A 20,177-nucleotide genomic window follows, 5' to 3' on the forward strand; every position below is an offset into this window, starting at 1 on the left:
GCCATCATCGCCCACTGGCCGCCGTCCGAGATGGCGGTCATGGAGATCAGCGAGCTGATGGGCTGGCACCAACGCCTCGTTGAGACTCACAACCGCATCAACGGGGCAGAACAACAATGAACCCTCTCAAACTGCAAATCCTGCTTAACGGGATCGACAAACTCACCGCCCCCCTCAAGGCAGCCAGCGGCCAGAGCCGCATCACCGCCAAAGACCTGGTCGACACGAAGAAGCGCATCAAGGAGCTGGAAGCCCAGAGCGGCCAGATTGATGGCTATCGCACCCTCGGCCAGCAGATTGGCGCAACCCGCGCCCAGCTGACCCAAGCCCAGCGCGACGCCCAGCAGATGGCCCAGCAGTTTGCCAAGGTCGAGCAACCGACCAAGGCCATGTCCCGTGCCATGGAGCAAGCCAAGCAGAAAGTGCGCGACCTCTCCCAGCAAGAGCGGGAAATGGTCGCCCGCCACGGCAGCCTGAAACGGGCCATGAGCGAGGCAGGCATCAACACCAAACAGCTGGGCCAGCACCAGCGCCAGCTCAAGAGCGATCTGGCCTCCGCCAACAGCCAGCTCGACCAGCAGCGGGCCAAGCTGGGGCAACTGGCCGACCAGCAAAAGCGCCTTAACCAGATCAAAGCCAACTACGACAAAACCATGTCTATGCGCGGCACCCTGGCGGGCTATGGCGCCGCAGGCATGGCCACCGGGGCCGCCGCCATCTACAAGGGGACCAATATTGCGGGCAAGGCGATGGGCTTTGATGTCGATATGTCCAAGGTACAGGCGATCACCCGGCTGAACAAAGAGAGCAGCGAACTGGCCGCCCTGCGGGCCCAGGCGCGGGAGCTCGGCGCCAATACAGCCTTCACGGCGGGCGAAGCGGCGCAGGGCCAGGGCTTTCTGGCCATGGCCGGTTTCACCCCCAAGGCAATCCGTGACGCCATGCCAGGGGTGCTCGATATCGCCAAGGCGGGCGGCGTCGAGATTGCCGCTGCCGCCGATATCGGATCCAACATCCTGACCGGCTTCAAGCTGCCGGCCAACCAGATGACCCGCTTGGGGGATGTGATGGTCGGCACCTTCACCCGCGCCAACGTCGACTTGCAGATGCTGGGTGAAACCATGAAATACGTGGGGCCGGTAGCGGCAGGGCTCGGGGTTGACCTTGAAACTGCCTCCGCCATGGCGGGCAAGCTGGGGGATGCAGGGATTCAGGGCAGCATGGGCGGGACAGCCATCCGTGCTATTCTCGGCCGTTTGGCCTCCCCGCCCAAGGCCGCGAATGATGCGCTGGCCGCCCTCAACGTCAAGACCGCCGATGCGGCGGGCAACCTGCGCTCGCTGCCCGATATCCTGGACGAGCTCTACAAGAAAACCAGCAAGATGGGGGACGCCACCCGCTCGGGCTACTTCAAGGCCATCGCCGGCGAAGAGGCATTTGCCGCCCTGACCGTGCTAACCGAGCAGGCCGGTTCCGGCAAGCTGCAGGAGCTGATCGCCACGTTGAAGCAAACCCTGGGGGAAGCGGGCAAGGTTGCCAAGGTGATGGCCGATAACGCCATCGGCGATCTGGACAACCTCACCTCCGCCTGGGATGACGTAGGGATCCAGATGATGGAGACCGAGAACGGCCCACTGCGTGGCATTATCCAGCGCGTCACCGAGATCATCCAGGTCACTGGCGACTGGATGCGGGCCAACCCAGAGCTGACCTCGACCCTGACCCGTATCGCGGCGGTCACCGCCGTAACGGCTGCTGCTGGCGGGTCACTGTTGCTGATTGTGGCCGGTCTGCTGGGGCCACTGGCTGCCATCAAGATGGGGCTTTCAACCCTGCTGGTTTATGGCGGCCCGCTGCTGGCCTTCATCAAGGCGCTGACCATGGGCATGGTCAGGCTCGGGATTGCCATGCTCACCACCCCGATCGGCTGGTTCATCATGGGGATTGTGGCAATCGCGGCCGGCGCCTACCTGCTCTACAAACATTGGGATGGGGTCACCAAGTGGTTCAGCGACCTATGGGCCCAGTGCAAGGCCCCTGCTCTCGCCTTCTGGGAACTCCTGAAAGAGCTCTTCTCATGGACCCCCATCGGCATGCTGATCATGCACTGGAACGAGATCTGGGCCTTCTTCGATACCCTGCCAGCAGGGGCCACCAACAAGGGTAAGGCCATCATCGACGGCCTGATTGGCGGCATCAGTGCCAAGTGGGAGAGCTTGAAGAACAAGATCAAAGCCCTCACCGACCTGCTGCCGGATTGGATGAAGGGGGGCGGCTCGGTCACCGCCAACGTCAATCCGTCCGGCTACCTCACCGGCAACTACAACACCCCGGCCATGGCGGGCGGTTCGGGATACGGCCCGCGCATCGTCACCCCAGTGCGACCAGTGGCCCGAGGCAACAGCACCACCCAGATCCACGCCCCGATCAGTATCACCCAGCAGCCGGGACAATCAGCCACCGATGTGGCGCAAGAGGTGCGCCGCGAACTGGACCGACGCGAACGGCAGGCAGCCGCTAGTGGCCGTGCCTCCCTGACCGACCGCAACTAAGGAGCAACCACCATGATGATGACCCTGGGTTGGTTCGTGTTTATGCGCTCGACCGTGGCCCCGCAATCTCAACAAGACGAAAAATCATGGCGTCACCCGGGCAATAATCGGGTCGGCGCCCGCCCCTCATACCAGTACCTCGGGCCAGATGACGAGCTCAGTCACTTAAGTGGGGTGCTCTATCCAGAGCTCACCGGCGGGCCCGTATCCCTAGACATGCTCAATAGCATGGGCGACAGCGGCCAAGCCTTCCCCCTGATCCAGGGGGATGGCGTGATGCGCGGCTCGTTCGTGATAGAGGGGATCAGCACCACCCGCAGCGAGTTCTTCCAGGATGGCAGCGCCAGAAAAATCGAGTTCAGCATCAAGCTCAAGCGGGTCGACGACAACGACAGCTCCCTCGGCAATACCTTGCTCGGGCGCACCGCGGGCAACCTGCTCGGTCGATTGGGTGTTGGCAAGCTGCTGAACACCGTGGGCGGCAAACTCGGGGGGCTGCTCTGATGGGGGCATTCGACCAGTTCGGTACCCGCTTGGCTGAAAACCTTGGTATCACCAACCAGCTGGATGCCCTGAGCCAGCAGCATCCGGCGCCCGCCTATCAGGTGCGGGTCGATGGCAGCGATATCTCGGGCACCCTGCGCCCGCGCCTGATGCACATGACCATCACCGATAACCGGGGCTTTTCGGCCGATACCATCGAAATCGCCCTCGATGACAGCGACGGCAAGCTGGCCATGCCGCGCCGTGGGGCCACCCTGCAAGCCAGCATCGGCTGGCAAGGCGGCCCCCTGGTCGATAAAGGCACCTTCAAAATTGACGAGGTGGAGCATGGCGGCGCGCCGGATGTGCTCACCATCAGGGGCAAGTCGGCAGACCTGCGCGGGGGCATGAACAAACTGCGCGAGCGCAGCTGGCACTTCGAGACCATCGGCGCCATCGTTGAGCATCTTGCCGCCCGCTATGGCCTGACACCGAGCGTTGGCGACGCCTTCAAGGGGATGGTGATCGACCACATCGACCAGACCAACGAGAGCGATCTGGCCTTTCTCACCCGCTTGGCCACCGAGCAGGATGCCATCGCCACCATCAAATCTGGCCGCCTGATGTTCATCAAGGCGGGCAACGGCACCACCGCCAGCGGTAAGCCACTGTCGGCTGTCACCATCACCCGCCAGGACGGCGATCAGCACCAGTTCTCGGTGGCAGACCGCGACGCCTACACCGGTGTCATCGCCTACTGGCAAGACAACAAGGCCGCCGAGAAGAAGAAAATCGAGGTGAAGCGCAAGCGAAAGACCAAACCGAAAGAGGAACGGCCGCTACCGCCGGGGGTGGTAGTCAACAAGAAGGAGAACGAGCTGCTGGTTGGCGACAGTGAGAACGTCAAGGAACTGCGCCACGTTTACGCCAGCCAAGGCAACGCAATGAGGGCAGCGCGGGCTGAGTGGGAAAAGCTGCAGCGAGGTGTGGCCGAGTTTCAGATCACCCTGGCCAAAGGCCGCCCCGAGCTCTACCCGGAACAACCCACCACGGTCAGGGGATTCAAACCGCAAATCGACGAGGCCGAATGGCTACTCACCCAGGTCGTTCACGACTTCACCGACCAGGGCTACACCAACCGCTTGCAACTCGAAGTGAAACTGGCAGAGCTGCCGGAATAAATCTGTGTGGATCAAATGTGGACACTGAAGAAAAAGAAAAAGGCCACTATATCTAGTGGCCTTCTGTAACTCTTTGATTTTAATGGTGCCCGAGGCCGGAATCGAACCGGCACGACGCGAACGTCGAGGGATTTTAAATCCCTTGTGTCTACCGATTTCACCACTCGGGCACCGCAATCGGTATCAAGCTCGCGTGGCGGGCTTGTTAATATGGAGGCACGTTCCGGAGTCGAACCGGACTAAACGGATTTGCAATCCGCTGCATAACCGCTTTGCTAACGCGCCATGCAAAAGAGAGTTGGCTCTCTATTGTCTAAATTTGGAGCGGGAAACGAGACTCGAACTCGCGACCCCGACCTTGGCAAGGTCGTGCTCTACCAACTGAGCTATTCCCGCATTGGTTTGGCTGACTGCCTGACTACGAGGACGCATTCTAGCGATGTTCCTCGCCCAGTCAACCAGAAATATTTAATTACCTGATCGTTCGGGCGTTTTTTGCCCTTTTTGAACAGTTTTAGCGCCTTTGGCCGTTTCCTGCCTCAAATCAGCGGAAACCTCACCTTGCGGCGCAGGTGACTCACAGGTTGGCGTGGTGGGTCAAATCTCCCCAGGCGGCCTTCATGTACTGGAACATCGACCAGAAGGTGAGCACGGTGGCGACATAGAGCATCACATAGGCGAGCCACACCATCCAGACGTTGTATTGCCAAATCAGACCGGTCAGCGACACCATCTGGATCATGGTCTTCCACTTGCCAATCCAGCTGACCGCAACCGAGGAGCGTTTGCCGAGCTCGGCCATCCATTCGCGCAGGGCGGAGATGATGATCTCGCGGCCAATCATGGTCATGGCGGGGATGGTCACCCAGATGGTGTTGTAGTGTTCGACGATAACCACCAGTGCGGCGGCAACCATGATCTTGTCGGCAACCGGGTCAAGGAAAGCGCCAAAGGCAGTGGACTGATTGAGCTTGCGAGCCAGATAGCCATCAAACCAGTCGGTGGCAGCGGCCAGAATAAAGATGATGGCGGCAGCCAGATAGGACCATTGATAAGGCAGATAGAACAGGATGACGAAGACGGGAATGAGCAAAATCCGGAAAAACGTCAACAGGTTAGGTATGTTTGTCATTATTTTCAGCCACTTCTTGTACGTCGCTACATAGTGCGCCAAAGCCGATTTGCGATGCAACCGCACTGGCGCCCGTCTTGGTCTTTTTAATCCATCAATCTTCTCAAAATGCGAGGGCCATTATGGCATTTACGGCCCCCCCGCGTCACGGCTCTTGTGCATCAAGGAGTTAGCGATTATGCCATGCCGCTAACCCTGCTCAGGCGCTGTGCAAGCCATCGTGGATGGTCTGGGCCAGCTCCTGACTGATGCCGGGTACCTTGGCCAGTTCATCCACGCTCGCCTTTTTGACCTCCTGCAGGCCGCCCAGATACTTGAGCAGTGCCTGCCGCCGCTTTGGCCCCACCCCCGGAATATCCTCCAGACTGCTGCTGGTGCGGGCCTTGGCCCGTCTGGCCCGGTGGCCGGTAATGGCAAAACGGTGGGATTCATCGCGAATATGCTGAATAAGGTGCAAAGCGGGCATATCTGCCGGCAAATGCAGCTCTTCGTGGCTCTCCCCCATGATAAGCGTTTCCAACCCGGCCTTGCGGGTCACCCCCTTGGCAATTCCCACCAGCAGCGGATATTTGCCGCCGAGGAACTCCAGCTGACGGGCCAGGATCTCTTCGGCGCGGCGCAGCTGGCCGAGGCCACCGTCGATAAACAGCACGTCCGGCACCTTGTCCGGCTCCTGCTGCTTGCCAAAGCGGCGCTCCAGCGCCTGCTCCATCGCCGCGTAGTCATCACCGCCGGTGATACCGTCGATATTGAAACGGCGATATTCCGATGAGAGCGGCCCCTCCCGGTTGAACACCACGCAAGAGGCCACCGTGCGCTCCCCCATGGTGTGGGAGATATCGAAACACTCCATGCGGGCGATGGGGCGCTCCAGCTCCAGCAGCTCTTCCAGCTGGTCGTAGCGGGCGGTGATGGTGCTCTTGTGAGCCAGCCGCGAGCGCAGCGCCGTCTCGGCGTTGATGGAGGCGAGCTTGATAAAGCGGGCCCGTTCGGCGCGGGTACGGCTCACCACTCGCACCTTGTAGCCTGCGGTCTGGCTCAGGGTCTCAGCGATGACGCTTTCGTCCTCAAGGGCCACATCGAGCAGCACCTCGCTCGGGATCTGCCGTCCTCCCTGCCCCGACAGATAGAACTGCAGCAGGAAGGATTGCACCACCTCGTCAAGCGGGGTGTCAGCCGGCACTTTCGGGAAGTAGCTGCGCGAGCCGAGCACCTTGCCCTGACGGATAAAGAGCACGTGAATGCAGGCCGCACCTTGCTGGAAGGCGACCCCCACCACATCCAGCTCGTCCAGTACGTTGCCGCTCACCGACTGCTGCTCGGTGACCCGACGCAGCGCCAGGATCTGATCCCGATAGCGGGCCGCCTCTTCAAAGCGCAGATCGCCGCTGGCGGACTCCATCTTGCCCACCAGCTCGCCAATCACCTGCTGGTTCTTGCCCGCCAGAAACAGCTTGGCCAGCTCCACCTGCTGGGCATATTCGGCTTCGCTCACCAGTCCAGGAACACAAGGGCCAGCGCAACGCTTGAGCTGGTAGAGCAGGCAGGGACGGGTGCGGTTGGCGTAGACCGCATCTTCGCACTGACGCACCGGAAATATTTTCTGCATCAGATGCAAACTCTCGCGCACCGCGCCGCCAGAGGGGTACGGGCCGAAGTACTCACCCTTCACCTTGCGGGCACCGCGATGGACGCCGATGCGTGGATGCTGGTGCGCGGTGATGATGATCCACGGGTAGGATTTGTCGTCCCGCAGCAGCACGTTGTAACGGGGCTGGTACTGCTTGATCAGGTTGTGCTCGAGGATCAGCGCCTCAGTCTCGGTGTGGGTGACGGTGACCTGGATATCGGCGATCTGGCGCACCAGAGTGCGAGTCTTGATGCTGTCGACGTTGGTGCGAAAGTAGGAGGCGAGCCGCTTTTTCAGATCCTTGGCCTTGCCCACGTAGATCACGGTGCCACCGCTGTCATACATGCGGTAAACGCCACTTTGATGGGTGACGGCGCTCAAAAACGCCTTGCTGTCGAAGAGAGGTTCGGGAGAGAGGGTCATCAGCTACTCGGCTCACACAAAGGCAAAAATTGACGGGCAGAGCATACTGCCCTCGCCGCCCGAAAAGCAAAGGGGCAGAAAAGCAAAAAGGCGGCACTCGCCGCCTTTGTGACCACACGCCACCCGATTAGAGGGTATCGGCATCCAGCATGCCATAGCGAATGGCCAGATGGGTCAGTTCCACGTCACCGTTGATCCCCAGCTTGCTGAACAGCCGATAGCGGTAGCTGTTGACCGTCTTCGGGCTCAGGTTGAGCTGCTCGGAGATATCGGTCACCTTCTGCCCCTTGGTGATCATCATCATGATCTGCAACTCGCGCTCGGAAAGGGACTTGAAGGGATTCTCGTCAGCGGAGGCAAACTGGCTGAGGGCCATCTGCTGGGCAATCTCCGGGGAGATGTAACGCTGACCGGAGTGCACCAACCGGATCGCTTGGATCATCTCGTCGGGGGCAGCCCCCTTGGTCAGGTAACCGGCGGCGCCAGCCTGCATCACCTTGGTGGGGAACGGATTTTCTGAATGAATGGTCAGCACTATGATGCGCACATCGGGGCGGATCCGCAGAATTTTGCGGGTCGCTTCCAGACCACCAATACCCGGCATGTTCATGTCCATCAGGATCACGTCCGGATGGTGTTGGCGACAGAACGTAACTGCGGTCTCGCCGCTCTGTGCCTCACCCACCACCTTGATCCCGCGCACATCTTCAAGAATGCGTCTTATCCCTGTACGCACCAGCTCATGATCATCGACCAGGAATACATTTATCACCCAAACACCCCGTTTTATCTCGTTTTAGCCGCCCGGTTAGGGTTAACAGGGCGTCTTGCATCATAACCAAACTCGTCGCTTTGGCAAACCATGCACGCCAAAAGTTTGAGAAAACCCATGTTTAGCGTTTAAAATCAAATAATTATATAAATTTTCAAAACAAAAACGGTGCCTTGCGACACCGTCTTTCATGACTTTAGTGCTGTGGCCATCACTTGGCCAAAAAGGCCCGCACCTTCTCCAGATCGGCCTGGGTATCCACCCCGACCGGCGGCGCTTCAAGGGCCTGGGCGACGTGGATCTTCTCCCCGTACCAGAGCACCCGCAGTTGCTCCAGCGCCTCGACCTGCTCCAGCACGCTCGGTGCCCAGTCTACGTAACGCTGGATAAAGCCGGCGCGATAGGCGTAGATGCCGATATGGCGCTGGTAGTGGTCACCAATCTGCTCATGGCTCTTGGCAAAGCGATCCCGATCCCAGGGAATGCTGGCGCGACTGAAGTAGAGAGCGTAGCCATCCTTGTCAGTCACCACTTTCACTGCGTTCGGGTTGAACGCCTCTTCGGCATCCTTGATCGGCACCGACAAGGTCGCCATCGGCGCCGTGGCGGCGGCCAGATTATCCGCTACCTGACGAATGATGGCGGGCGGAATGAGCGGCTCATCCCCCTGCACATTGACGATGATGGTATCGGCGGCAAAGCCGAAGTGACGGCACACCTCGGCCAGACGCTCGGTGCCGGACTGGTGATCCGGTGAGGTCATGCACACCTCGACGCCGGTGCTCAGCAGTGCCTGCTGCACCCGCTCGTCATCGGTGGCGACGATCACCCGATCGGCACCGGATTGCAGGGCTTTCTCCACCACGTGCTGCACCATGGGCTTGCCATGGATATCAGCCAGCGGCTTGCCCGGCAGACGGGTTGACGCATAGCGGGCCGGAATGACGACGACGAAACTCATGACGGTAGCTCATCGCTATTGAGCGGACGGGCACGGTTCTCCAGCAGCACCGGGATCCCCTCCTCCAGCGGATAGGCCAGCTTGTCAAAACGGCAGACCAGCTCATGGACTGCTTTGTTGTAATGCAGCTTACCCTTGCAGACCGGGCAGGCGATGATGTCGAGCAACTTGATGTCCAAAGCCAAAACGATACTCCTTCAACGATGTCGCGCTGGCGGCTTCATCACGCCAGCGATGGATGTCGAGCAACCAGATATTCCATACGGGGCATATCAACCCCCTGCTCCCCCGCCGAGGCGAGAGAGATTAATCTTGCGCCCTGGCCGCGCCCTTCCCCTTCGTCCCCAGCTTGTGCAGCAGGGCATCGAGCAGGGAGGCGGGCAACTCGGCACTGACCGGCAGATACCACCAGTTATCGAGGGCAAACGGACGACACTTGACCGCATCCTTCTCGGTCATCAGCAGCGGCTTGCTGGCAAAGCGGCCCACCAGCTCATCCCGATCGAAGGGGTGATGATCGCCGTAGGCGGCCTGCTGATCCAGCTGATAGCCGAGCCCTTCCAGGGTGGCAAAGAAGCGGGGCGGATGACCGATCCCAGCCAACGCATCGACCGGCCCCGACAAGGGGTCAGCCAGCGGGGCATCGTCGCGCACCCGGCGCGGGGTGTCGGCGACCAGTTGCATGGGGTACTCCCCCTTGCCCGGCTCGCCGCCATTGCAGATGATGGCGTCCACCCGTTTGAGACGAGTGACCGGCTCGCGCAGCGGCCCCATCGGCAGCAAGCAGGCGTTGCCGAAACGGCGGGCACCATCCACCACCACCAGCTCGATGTCGCGGGCCAGCGCATAGTGCTGCAGGCCGTCGTCGGTGATGATGATATCCACTTCACCGCTCTGCTCCAGCAGTCGTACCGCGTCGGCCCGTTTCGGGGCAACCACCACCGGACAGCCGCAGCGCCGGGCAATCAGCACCGGCTCATCTCCGGCCTGCGCCGTGGTGCTGGTCTCATCCAGCCGATAGGGGTAATGGGGCGCCTTGCCGCCATAACCACGGCTCACCACCCCGGGGCGATAGCCGCGGGCTTGCAACTGCTCCACCAGCCAGACCACCACTGGCGTCTTGCCGTTGCCCCCCACCGAAATATTGCCCACAACAATGACCGGCAAGGAGGAGCGATACCCCTTGCGCCAGCCATGACGATAGGCGTAGCGGCGGCTGCCGCTGATGATGGCGAACAGCAGGGCAAAGGGGGCCAGCAACCAGCGCCAGCCACTTTTGCGATACCAGAGCCGTTCCAGCATCAGGCCTTGCTTCCCGCGTTGCCAAACTGAATAGCGCGCAGCTGGGCATAGGTGCCACGCTGCTCCATCAATGCTTCGTGGTTCCCGCGCTCGACGATATGACCTTCGTCGATTACCAGGATCTCGTCTGCCTTCTCGATGGTGGAGAGACGGTGGGCGATCACCAGCGAGGTACGCGCCTTGCAAAGCTCGTCGATAGCCGCCTGAATGTGGCGCTCGGACTCGGTATCGAGGGCCGAGGTGGCCTCATCCAGCAGCAGAACCGGCGCATCGCGCAGCAGGGCGCGGGCGATGGCAACACGCTGACGCTGACCACCGGAGAGGGATGCACCGTTCTCGCCAACCACAGTGTCATACCCGTTGCTCATCTTGCTGACGAACTCGTCGGCATGAGCGATACGGGCGGCCTGCACGATCTGGTCGCGGCTGTATTTGTCTTCTGCGGCGTAGGCGATGTTGTTGGCCACCGAGTCATTGAACAGGTGAACATGCTGGGAGACCAGCGCGTACTGCTTGCGCAGCTCGCTCAACTTGTATTCGCGGATGTTGATGCCGTCCAGCAGGATCTCGCCCTGATCGATGTCGTAGAAGCGGGTCAGCAGGCTGGCAATGGTACTCTTGCCAGAGCCGGAACGGCCCACCAGCGCCACCGACTTACCCGCCTCCACCTTGAAGCTGACGTTGTGCAGCGCCGGGGTATCCTTGGTCGGGTAGGTGAAGGTGACGTTGCGAAACTCGATCTCACCGCGAGCACGCTCCAGAGTGCGGGTGCCGGTATCCTGCTCCGGCTCGGTGTCGAGCAGGCCAAACAGGCTGTGGCAGGCGGTGATGGCACGCTGGAACTGGTTGTTGACGTCGGTCAGGCTTTTCAGCGGCTTGAGCAGCATCATCATGGAGGTGATCATGACGGTAAACGTACCGGCAGTCAGGGTTGATTTGACGCTGTCAATGGTCGCGACGTAGAGGAAGGCCGCCAGCGCGATGGAGGCAACCATCTGCACCACAGGGCTGCCGATGGCATCAGCCGCGACCATCTTCATGGTCTGCTGGCGCATGTTGTTGCTGACCTGGAAGAAGCGCTTCTCTTCCACCTTCTGGCCACCAAACATCAGCACCTCTTTGTGCCCTTTGAGCATCTGCTCGGTGGAGGTGGTGATATCCCCTACCGCCTGCTGAATATGACGGCTGATCTGGCGGAAACGGCGGCTGATAAGGCCGATGATGACCCCCACCAGTGGGCCAACCACCAGGAAAATCACCGACAGCTGCCAGGAGTGCCAGAACATCAGGCCGAGCAGGCCGACTACGGTCGCCCCTTCCCGCACCAGGGTCACCAGCGTGGTGCTCGCCGCCGAGGAGACCTGACTGGCGTCATAGGTCACCTTGGAGAGCAGATGACCGGTATTCTGACGGTCGAAGAAGCTCATCGGCATCGCCACCATGTGATTGAACACCTGCTGTTGCAGACGCATCACGACGTGGTTGCCAACCCAGGCCATGCAGTAGTTGGAGAGAAAGTTGGCGACACCGCGCAGGGCAACGATGCCGAGGACGAAGAAGGGCATCCATTTCAAAACGGTGCTGTCGTTGCCATTGATGCCCTGATCGATCAGCGGCTTGATGGAGTAGACAAAGGTGGTATCCACGGCGGCGTAGCCCAGCATCCCGATGATGCCACCGACCAGGCCCAGCTTGCGATCACGGACATAACCGAGCAGGCGTTTGAATACTGGCCAGCTCTCTTGTGAGGTTTCTTGTTGCATGAATAGCCGTTAGTAATGGAAATGACGGGCTATTCTAGCCAAAGCGCAGGATTACACCAAGCGTCGCCACCGATATAGAATCCATCCGCTGCGGAAATGACGGATTATTGCTCAAACCACACTCTCGGCCGCCACCACTCACCACTGCGCCGGTACCAGGGCCCCAGATCTCGCTCGGCAGTGACGCTCAAGCCCGCTGCAGTGGGTTCGACCAGCATCGCCCCTTGCTGACCGGTGATCCACTGGCGGGTATCCCGATAGCGGGCCACCACATCTGGACGGGGAAAGCCCCACTGATTCATAAAACCGGCGCTGTGGATCACATCCTTTGCCGCCACCGCCGCGACAAACGGGAGCGTGGAGGAGGTGCGACTGCCATGATGGGGGCTCACCAGCAAGGTGCTGGCCAACCCATCCCCCTCCAGCGCCACCAGCCGTTGCTCGGCTTGCCGCTCGATATCTGCGCTCAGCAGCACGCTGCGCTGCCCATCGCTGATACGCACCACGCAGCCATCATTATTGCGCCCGCCACCGGGGCGCTCGGGCCAGAGCACTGCAAACGAGAGCCCCTGCCAACGCCACTGTTGCCCACGCTGGCAGAGCGTCGTTCTCTCACTAAAAGGGTAAGAGGAGAGCTCGTAGCGCACCGGCATGGCGCTGAGCAGTCGCTTGCGATTGCCGGCATGGTCCCGATCCTTGTGGCTAATGATGAGGCGATCAATCACCCGGATCCCCAGATGGCTCAGCTGGGGCAGGATCACCGCGTCCGCCATGTTGTAGCCTCCGGGATAGCGATCGCCGGTGTCATAGAGGATGGCTCGCTCCCCCTTGCTGATCAGCACCGCCAGCCCCTGTCCCACATCCAGCACCCGCAGTTGCCAGCGGGCAGGCGTTGGCCAGAGCGCCAGCAACAGCGCACACAGACCCGGTAGCCAGAGCCAGCGTGCCGAGCGCCACTGCGCGGCGAACCAGAGCAGCAACAGCAGGGTGCAGAGTGGCAGCCACCAACCGGGCAGTGGCCACCACAGTTGCAGTTGGTCTGCCAGCCAATTCAGGATGGTCAGCACCCACCCGAGCCCCAGATCCGCCAGCCAGAACAGGCCGTAGGCAAGCGAGGTGGAGAGCGGCGCCAGCAGCACACCGATCAGGGCCAGCGGGATGATGGCGATACAAAAGAGCGGCACCGCCAACAGGTTGATCACCATGGCAAGGGGCGCGATCCCCTCGAACAACGCCAGTTGCAACGGCAGCAGACCGAGTAGCAGCCAGAGCTGGATCTGCCAGAGCCCCGGCTTGTCGTGGAGATATCCCACCAGCAGCAAGATGGCCACCGCCAGAAACGAGAGCCAGAAGCCGGCCGAATAGAGGGCGAAGGGATCCCAGAGGGTCAATACCACAAAGGCCCACAGCCAGATGCGCCAGGCCGGCCACTCTCGCCGACTCCAGCGCAACACGCTCCACACCAGCACCATGATCAGGGCCCGCTCGGTGGCCACAGCAAACCCGGCCAACGCGCTGTAGACGGCGGCAAACAGCAGGGAGGTGATGATGGCGCCACGCAGGCAAAACAACCTGCCCAGCCACCACCCGAGCACCGCCACCAGCGCAATGTGCTGCCCAGAAATGGCGATTATGTGAGTCAGGCCGCTACCGCGAAACAGCTCCCACTGGGCATCCGTGATGCCACTCTGCTCGCCAAAAGTGAGCGCCGCCAGCAAGGGAGCATGGCCAAGAGTGCGCCAACTCTCGGTCGCCGCGCCCAACCAGCGTTCACGCCACCCCACAGGTGCCTGTTGAATATCTATCACCCGACGCAAATTGCCGGTGGCGGTGACCCCCTTGCCCAGCAGCAGACGCCGCCCATCCAGCCCCGCCTCGTTGGCCAGACCGTGAGCCGGTTTCAACGAGGTCACCAGGGTGATCCGGCTGCCCACTGTCATGGCGGGTAATGCCTGATAGGCATTGACCCGGATCAGGGGCTCAGGTGTCACCGGTTGCTCGTCGAGGGTGCTCACCCGCAGCAGCAGCCGGACAAATTTATCCCCCTCGGGCTCTGCACTTTGCAGCTGTGCGGTTATCATGTGGCTCGTCTGATCGCCCAACCGCTCCAGCCAGGCCAGCCTATAGGCAAGATTGGCCTGCATCCAGAGGATGCCGAGCAGGAGAAACAGCCACCGCCAGGCACGGCAATATGCAAGGGGGATCAGCAGGGACAGCAACAGGCCCCCCCATGCGAGTGAAGGTAACCATGGCCAGAGCAGTGAGGAGCTTGCCCCCAGGGCAAACGACAACAGACGCAGATCCATGGAGCAAGTATTTAGCAAGGTTTCAATATGCCCAAACGACTCATTAAACGCTGGATGCCCGATCAGCAAACCCTGAAAGAACACAAGCACCTGCGGCTGTTCGGCAAACTGCTGCTCGATGCCAACCTCTGGCACCTCAACCGCCGCTCGGCTGCCGGGGCATTTGCGGTGGGCCTCTTCATGGCCTGGGTGCCGCTCCCCTGCCAGATGCTGCTGGCTGCCGGTGGCGCCATCCTGTGCCGGGTCAATCTGCCGCTCTCGGTGGCGCTGGTCTGGCTCTCCAACCCCTTTACCATGCCGCCCCTGCTCTATGGCGCCTATCTGGTGGGTTGCCAGTTGCTGGGACATTCGGCGCAGCAGATCGAGATTGAATTCACCTGGGAGTGGCTGGTCTCGGTACTGGGCACAGTGGCACCGCCGCTGTTGCTGGGCTCGCTGATCTTGGCCCTGCTCAGTTCCCTTATCGGCTACACCCTGATCCGCACCTTCTGGCGGATCAGCACGGTGCGCCAGTGGCAAAAACGCAAGATGGCCCGCCCATGCTGAGTCGCTGGTTTGCCCGTTTCAAGCTCGATCCCGATACCCTGCGCCAGCAGAAGTGGTTTGCCCTGTTTGGTGAGCGACTGCTTGCCCCTGCCCTCTGGCAAGGGGGCACCCGCGCCCTGAGCGGCGCGGTGGCGGCCGGGATCTTCGCCTGCTGGTTCCCAATCCCGATGCACTCGCTCATCGCAGTCGGTCTGGCGCTGGCATTCAGCCTCAACCTGCCGCTGGCACTGCTGGCGGTCTGGTTCAACAATCCGCTGACCCTGCCGTTCATGTATCTCTACGCCTATCGCACCGGTTGTCTGGTACTGCACAAAACGCCGGAGCCTTTCCACCTCAGCTGGACCCTGCACTGGCTGGAGCAGGAGGCGGCCACCCTGGTGCCTCCCTTCCTGCTCGGCAGCCTGCTGCTGGCGGTACTCACCGCCCTGAGCGGCGGCGCCCTGACCGCGCTGCTGCTGCAACTGCGCAAATGGTGGCAAGGTACCCGCCACCACTGAGCCGCCCTTACCCTTGTTTGGCGATCAGCCGTTGACGATCAAAAAAGCCCGTCACCAAGGTGACGGGCTTTTTCATGGCATAGTGCCAGAGCACAAGGCAATGCGATTACAGCACCTTGGCGATCGCCTCGCAGAGGGGATCTATATTGGCGCGGGTAATACCGGCTACGCTGATCCGGCCTGAGCCGACGATGTAGATGGCAAATTCGCTCTTGAGGCGCTCCACCTGATCCTTGGTGAGACCGGAGAAGGAGAACATGCCGTTCTGCTCGCGGATAAAGCTGAAATCCTGGCTCACGCCGAGGGCAGCCAGCTTCTCGACCAGCAGCTCGCGCATCTCGCGAATACGCACCCGCATGGCAGCCACTTCTTCGACCCACTCGGCATAGAGAGCCGGATCGCTCACCACGGCGGTGACCACAGCGGCGCCGTGTGACGGCGGGTTGGAGTAGTTGGCACGAATGACGGTCTTGACCTGGGTGAAGGCCACATCGGCGATCTCTTTGGTCGCGCTGACCAGCGTGAAGGCGCCGACCCGCTCGTTGTAGAGGCCGAAGTTCTTGGAGAAAGAGCTCGCCACCAGCAGCTCGTCATGGCACTCGGCGAAGATGCGCAGGCCTTCGGCATCCTCTTCGATACCACGGGCAAAACCCTGATAGGCGAAGTCAAACAGCGGCAACCAGCCGGCGGCAGCACTCTGCTTGGCCAGCGCGCGCCACTGATCGCTAGTGGGGTCGATACCGGTCGGGTTGTGGCAGCAGCCGTGCAGCAGCACCAGCTCACCCGGCTGCACTTCGGCCAGCGAGGCCTGCATGGCAGCAAAGTCGAGCCCCTTGGTGGCGGCGTCGTAGTACTTGTACCACTTGACGGTCAGGCCCGCGGCCTGGAACACGCTGACGTGGTTGGCCCAGGTGGGATCGGAGATCCAGATTGTCTTGGCCAGACCGTTGCGCACCACGAATTCGGCCGCGATACGCAGGGCCCCGGTACCGCCCGGCGCTTGCGCGGTCTTGGCGCGGCCACTGGCAACCAGCGCAGAGTGCTGCCCGAACAGCAGTTGCTGTACGATGCGGCCATATTCGATATTGCCTTCAATACCGAGGTAGTTCTTGGTCTTCTCGTCGGTCAGCAGCTTCTGCTCGGCTTTCTTGACGCAGTGAAGAATGGGGGTGGCACCGGACTCGTCCTTGTAGATCCCTACGCCCAGATTGATCTTGTGGCTGCGAGAGTCAGCGCGGAAGGCTTCGGTCAGGCCCAGGATCGGATCCGCTGGGGCGGCAACAACCTTTTCAAACATGGTATTCCCTGTATTCCGTTGAGTTCGTTGGGTGGCAAAGCGGCTTGATAAACAAAAGCGCTCATCTGGCGAGCGCTTCGTCAACTCTTTATATCACCGCGTTCAATGGGGGAAAACCGCTTTTTGGCTCGCTTTCAGGCCAATTTCAACCAACGGCATGCCACGCTGGCGCCAGCGCACACACCTCGGCCGACAAGCCACAATTGGACTCAACCAAACCGCTACAAACTGCTAACAATGGCTTGGGGATCCGGCTCGGTTCCCAGGGCCGAGCTTCAGTCAAAGGTTGGGCATACGCGCTGAGGATGGGGGCCAGATCACGAGGCAGCCACCAGCTGGCCGGACGACCCAAGCGCTGGGCCAGTGCCTGCAGCCGATCCACCCCGGCAGGGTCGAGGGCGGTGAGATGACTCCACAGCACATTGGGGGGCAAGGCGGCCACCACCTGCTGCAAGGCAAGGGGAGCCGATGGGGGTGCCCACACCAGCAAGGTGCCGGGTTCAAGAGGCAGCTCGGCAAAGGCGCCGACGCTGTCTGTGGTGATCACCCGCTCGATGCTCCCCTCCCCCCACAGGATCTTGCCAAGACCCGCCAGGGTGCGCTCGGGCAGCGCCACCTCCCCCAGCGCCTGCAACCAGGGGGCTGCGTCGATCAGGGTGCCGCCGCTGAAAAAGAGGCTGAACGGCTGGGCGGCGCGCAAGCGCAACAGCTGATCGGCACAGAGCCGGATCCCCTTGTCCTCGAAATCGATCTGCTCGTTGGGGGTGAAGTTCACTTCGCTCTTGCGATAGAGCGCCGCCAGCACCCGTTCGTTGACCTGCTCCCCCAATTGCCAGCCCTGAGCATGCAACCACTCCTCGGGCTCGGGGGGAGCGGTGGCGATCTCGGCCAGCATCAGCTCGCGGGTGAGATAGCGCCGCCCGGCCGGGGTGAGCTCATAGCTGTGGTTGCCGTGGGCAAGCAGCAGCTGGTTATCCTTGAGCAGGCCCACCAGCGGTTGCCACTGACGGCCACGGATCACCACAGGTGAGTGGCTCAGCAACTGCTGCGCCAGCGCCCGCCATTCGGGGTGACTAAAGTCGATCAATTACAATCCATCCCTGTCAGTGCTCAATCGGATAAACAGCCTGAAAAGGTACCGTTACAGGCCGATGACGCCAAGCCTCCCGCGCCAATTACGTGACCTCGCTCCCTGCAATCTGCTCCAAACAGAAGAGCCCACAGTGGGGTGGGCTCTTTCTTGGATAACACTCGACGCTTATTCGACGTTGAGGCGCAGTTCGGCGTCGTGCCAACCCAGTGGCAGGGTCAACAGCTGATCGATCAGCTCACGGCGATCGGATTTCTCCAGATATGCAAGATAGAGCGGACGGCTCAGCGGCTGGCCCCCCTCCACCAGATGGAGCGCCCCCTTCTCGAGGAAGGGGCTGACCATGCGCCGTGGCAGGTAGGCCGCACCACCGTTGGCCAGCACGAACTGCAACGCCATGCTAGCGGAGCTGGAGTGCAGCACCGGGGTCTTTTGCAGGCTCTGCAAGCGGCTGGGTTGCGGCTCGAAGCTGGTGCCCCAGTCGAGGTGGATGTGCGGCATCTGCATCAGGTTGTCGGCATTGGCGGCCGGATCCCGACTCACCAGCTCGAACACCAGCTCACCGATGGGATGCAGGGCAATCTCGTCGATCTTGGTGGGTTCGGAGAGCAGGGCCAGATCGAGGGAGCGCTCCAGCAACTGACGGCAGAGGTGCTCACGGGAAGCCGTTTCCAGCCGTACCGCTAAACCGGGCGCCAGTGCATAGATATGATTGAGCCAGTCGTTGAAATCGAGCTCCCAGAACACCGCGGGCGCGCCGATGGCCAACTGCTGGCTGAATCCTGGCGAGAGCGCAACATCCTGCTTGGCGCGACCAAGGGTGTGCAAGATGGCGTCTGCGTAGGGCAGCAGACGCTCACCGGAGGCGGTCAGGCGGATGTTGTTGCGATGACGGGCAAACAGACTGACACCCAGTTGCTGCTCTAGCTGGCGGATCCGGAAACTCACCGCCGACTGGGTCAGGTAGAGATTTTCAGCAGCCCGGCCAAAATGCCGGGTCTTGCTCACCTCGATAAAGGTCCGAAGCAGCTCGGTATCCATTAATCGATGGACTCGTCACTGCCACCGCCGCTGCCACCACCGACATCAAAGCTGCCGCCACCGCTGCTCTCTTCGCTGGCACCACCAACAACGGTGCAGAGGCGATGAACACGCTTGGGACCGATCACCTTGAGGTACTTGAACCACACCTTGGCATGGGGGTTGGCACCGGCTGCGCCGGATTTGACCTGCTCGACGAAGGCGGACTCGACATCGTCACGGGGTGCAAGGTTGCCCTGGTAGAGTGCCAGCATGGCGGTACCATACTTTTCCAGACTGTCCGCTTCGGCCACAGTGAATTCACCACTGCGACGCAGGCCACGGGGAAAATGTTTGAAGTCGTTGAAACGCTTGTCTGATTCGAAGCTCATAGTGCTCTTTTTTCTGGTTAGTTTGACCTTTGCGGGCAAGTATCATCAGGCCATCGCCGAGTGCAAAATCAATTTTCTCACTATGTTAATAAATATCTTTTATCGAAGTCACTTTGCCCCATCGCTGACGCCGATTTTGTGGCATAACACACAAAAAACGTTGATAAATAATAAACTTATGTAAACGTGCAGCCAATTTGCACGTCACTTTTTGGACTGTGCAGGCAAAAATAAAGCGCCATACGGCGCTTTATTTATCACATCAGATGAACCAGCTGAACCTTTGGTTCAAACATGCTTACTCAATCATGGCCGGTTGGGCCAGGTTGTCGGCACGCCACAGACGGTAGCGCACTTCATACTCCTGCGGCACGTAAATCACGAACGGCAGTTTTGAGTTGTAGTTCACGAAGAAGCCCTGACCGTAGATCTGGACGAAGGTCTCTTTCTGCTGGTTATCCGGGCACATCATCAGGGTGCTGATGGGGTCGGAGACTTTGCCCAGCTTCAGGTAGTTGTAGCCCCAACCTTTGACGCTGTGCTGTTCCAGGTTGCCTGCAAAACGCGGTACGTTGCAATCAACCATCATCTTTTTGCCGACCTGCAGCTCGACCATCATGTCGGCTTCTTTCTCGACTTCAGGCAGGCGGATCACCACACGTTCCTGATTCACGTCAGCGGCTGGGAACATGCTGATATCAAATTTTTTCGGCTCGGCGGCGAAGGCATGGCCACCCAGCAACAAGGCGCCCAGCAGGCTAAAACGCAATACGGTTTTCATCTGTACCTCATGGGGTTGGTTCAACGCCGCTAGACTAACCGCTCTGCCG

19 protein-coding genes and 3 tRNA genes are annotated in these 20,177 nt (G+C 60.7%); 6 read left to right on the plus strand and 16 right to left on the minus strand.

All coding sequences use genetic code 11. The features are described from left to right. Positions 1 to 6: 6 nt before the first annotated feature. From G5358_RS14415 to G5358_RS14430, 4 genes are read left to right on the plus strand one after another with little or no spacing between them, the layout of a single operon-like run. A complete protein-coding gene (locus G5358_RS14415; protein WP_421324315.1) occupies positions 7 to 120 on the plus strand; it encodes a GpE family phage tail protein in 114 nt (37 codons plus the stop codon). Then, positions 117 to 2,552, plus strand: coding sequence for a phage tail tape measure protein (locus G5358_RS14420; RefSeq protein ID WP_421324306.1), 2,436 nt, complete (start codon positions 117 to 119; stop codon positions 2,550 to 2,552). The genes G5358_RS14415 and G5358_RS14420 overlap by 4 nt, the downstream gene beginning before the upstream one ends. A gap of 12 nt (positions 2,553 to 2,564) precedes the next feature. Then, positions 2,565 to 3,056: a phage tail protein gene (locus G5358_RS14425; RefSeq protein WP_108541149.1), complete on the plus strand. Its 492-nt coding sequence runs from the start codon at positions 2,565 to 2,567 to the stop codon at positions 3,054 to 3,056. Continuing rightward, positions 3,056 to 4,216 carry a phage late control D family protein gene (locus tag G5358_RS14430; RefSeq protein ID WP_421324308.1) on the plus strand — a complete coding sequence of 387 codons (1,161 nt, stop codon included), beginning with the start codon at positions 3,056 to 3,058 and terminating at the stop codon, positions 4,214 to 4,216. Before G5358_RS14425 ends, G5358_RS14430 begins: the two co-directional genes overlap by 1 nt. An 83-nt stretch (positions 4,217 to 4,299) precedes the next feature. Here the strand turns inward: G5358_RS14430 and G5358_RS14435 are convergent. The 11 genes from G5358_RS14435 to G5358_RS14485 all read right to left on the minus strand — a co-directional run bounded on the left by G5358_RS14435 (position 4,300) and on the right by G5358_RS14485 (position 14,505). Beyond that, positions 4,300 to 4,386, minus strand: a tRNA-Leu gene (locus G5358_RS14435). A gap of 41 nt (positions 4,387 to 4,427) precedes the next feature. After that, a tRNA-Cys gene (locus tag G5358_RS14440) sits at positions 4,428 to 4,501 on the minus strand. 35 nt (positions 4,502 to 4,536) lie between these two features. Then, positions 4,537 to 4,612, minus strand: a tRNA-Gly gene (locus G5358_RS14445). A 181-nt stretch (positions 4,613 to 4,793) separates the two neighbouring features. Beyond that, positions 4,794 to 5,348, minus strand: coding sequence for a CDP-diacylglycerol--glycerol-3-phosphate 3-phosphatidyltransferase (gene pgsA / locus G5358_RS14450; RefSeq protein ID WP_031227442.1), 555 nt, complete (start codon positions 5,346 to 5,348; stop codon positions 4,794 to 4,796). 199 nt (positions 5,349 to 5,547) lie between these two features. Then, on the minus strand, positions 5,548 to 7,401 hold the full coding sequence (uvrC, locus tag G5358_RS14455) for an excinuclease ABC subunit UvrC (RefSeq protein ID WP_042081980.1): 1,854 nt from the start codon (positions 7,399 to 7,401) through the stop codon (positions 5,548 to 5,550). Positions 7,402 to 7,528: 127 nt separating this feature from the next. Then, the gene (gene uvrY, locus G5358_RS14460) at positions 7,529 to 8,173 is read right to left on the minus strand and encodes a UvrY/SirA/GacA family response regulator transcription factor (protein ID WP_005337448.1); all 645 of its coding nucleotides are present in this window, start codon (positions 8,171 to 8,173) and stop codon (positions 7,529 to 7,531) included. Between the two features lie 211 nt (positions 8,174 to 8,384). Then, the gene (gene kdsB, locus G5358_RS14465) at positions 8,385 to 9,134 is read right to left on the minus strand and encodes a 3-deoxy-manno-octulosonate cytidylyltransferase (RefSeq protein WP_266135729.1); all 750 of its coding nucleotides are present in this window, start codon (positions 9,132 to 9,134) and stop codon (positions 8,385 to 8,387) included. After that, positions 9,131 to 9,319, minus strand: a complete 189-nt coding sequence (locus tag G5358_RS14470; protein WP_005347033.1) for a Trm112 family protein — start codon at positions 9,317 to 9,319, stop codon at positions 9,131 to 9,133. The genes kdsB and G5358_RS14470 overlap by 4 nt, the downstream gene beginning before the upstream one ends. Positions 9,320 to 9,440: 121 nt before the next feature. Beyond that, a complete protein-coding gene (gene lpxK, locus G5358_RS14475; protein ID WP_421262839.1) occupies positions 9,441 to 10,436 on the minus strand; it encodes a tetraacyldisaccharide 4'-kinase in 996 nt (331 codons plus the stop codon). Next, complete coding sequence (msbA, locus tag G5358_RS14480) at positions 10,436 to 12,199, minus strand: lipid A ABC transporter ATP-binding protein/permease MsbA (RefSeq protein WP_005359702.1); 1,764 nt, start codon at positions 12,197 to 12,199, stop codon at positions 10,436 to 10,438. The genes lpxK and msbA overlap by 1 nt, the downstream gene beginning before the upstream one ends. Positions 12,200 to 12,303: 104 nt before the next feature. Continuing rightward, positions 12,304 to 14,505, minus strand: a complete 2,202-nt coding sequence (locus G5358_RS14485; RefSeq protein WP_421324311.1) for a DNA internalization-related competence protein ComEC/Rec2 — start codon at positions 14,503 to 14,505, stop codon at positions 12,304 to 12,306. Between the two features lie 27 nt (positions 14,506 to 14,532). On the opposite strand from G5358_RS14485, the gene G5358_RS14490 reads away from it, so the two are divergent. Next, positions 14,533 to 15,051 (plus strand): DUF2062 domain-containing protein, encoded by a 519-nt coding sequence (locus tag G5358_RS14490; protein WP_005350890.1) that lies wholly within the window; start codon positions 14,533 to 14,535, stop codon positions 15,049 to 15,051. Further along, positions 15,045 to 15,548: a DUF2062 domain-containing protein gene (locus G5358_RS14495; RefSeq protein WP_421324317.1), complete on the plus strand. Its 504-nt coding sequence runs from the start codon at positions 15,045 to 15,047 to the stop codon at positions 15,546 to 15,548. The genes G5358_RS14490 and G5358_RS14495 overlap by 7 nt, the downstream gene beginning before the upstream one ends. A gap of 106 nt (positions 15,549 to 15,654) precedes the next feature. On the opposite strand, the gene G5358_RS14500 is transcribed toward G5358_RS14495, so the two are convergent. From G5358_RS14500 to eco, 5 genes are all read right to left on the minus strand, one after another. Continuing rightward, on the minus strand, positions 15,655 to 16,845 hold the full coding sequence (locus G5358_RS14500) for an amino acid aminotransferase (RefSeq protein ID WP_005350888.1): 1,191 nt from the start codon (positions 16,843 to 16,845) through the stop codon (positions 15,655 to 15,657). Between the two features lie 145 nt (positions 16,846 to 16,990). Continuing rightward, complete coding sequence (locus G5358_RS14505) at positions 16,991 to 17,932, minus strand: hypothetical protein (protein WP_421324313.1); 942 nt, start codon at positions 17,930 to 17,932, stop codon at positions 16,991 to 16,993. 171 nt (positions 17,933 to 18,103) lie between these two features. Next, positions 18,104 to 18,976 (minus strand): HTH-type transcriptional regulator HdfR, encoded by an 873-nt coding sequence (hdfR, locus tag G5358_RS14510; RefSeq protein ID WP_005337525.1) that lies wholly within the window; start codon positions 18,974 to 18,976, stop codon positions 18,104 to 18,106. Further along, positions 18,976 to 19,347: a DUF413 domain-containing protein gene (maoP, locus tag G5358_RS14515; protein ID WP_005337527.1), complete on the minus strand. Its 372-nt coding sequence runs from the start codon at positions 19,345 to 19,347 to the stop codon at positions 18,976 to 18,978. The genes hdfR and maoP overlap by 1 nt, the downstream gene beginning before the upstream one ends. Before the next feature lie 298 nt (positions 19,348 to 19,645). Beyond that, a complete protein-coding gene (gene eco / locus G5358_RS14520; RefSeq protein ID WP_005337529.1) occupies positions 19,646 to 20,128 on the minus strand; it encodes a serine protease inhibitor ecotin in 483 nt (160 codons plus the stop codon). Positions 20,129 to 20,177 lie beyond the last annotated feature (49 nt).

Source organism: Aeromonas sp. 604176, assembly GCF_049170755.1.
Taxonomy (GTDB): Bacteria; Pseudomonadota; Gammaproteobacteria; order Enterobacterales; family Aeromonadaceae; genus Aeromonas; species Aeromonas veronii_A.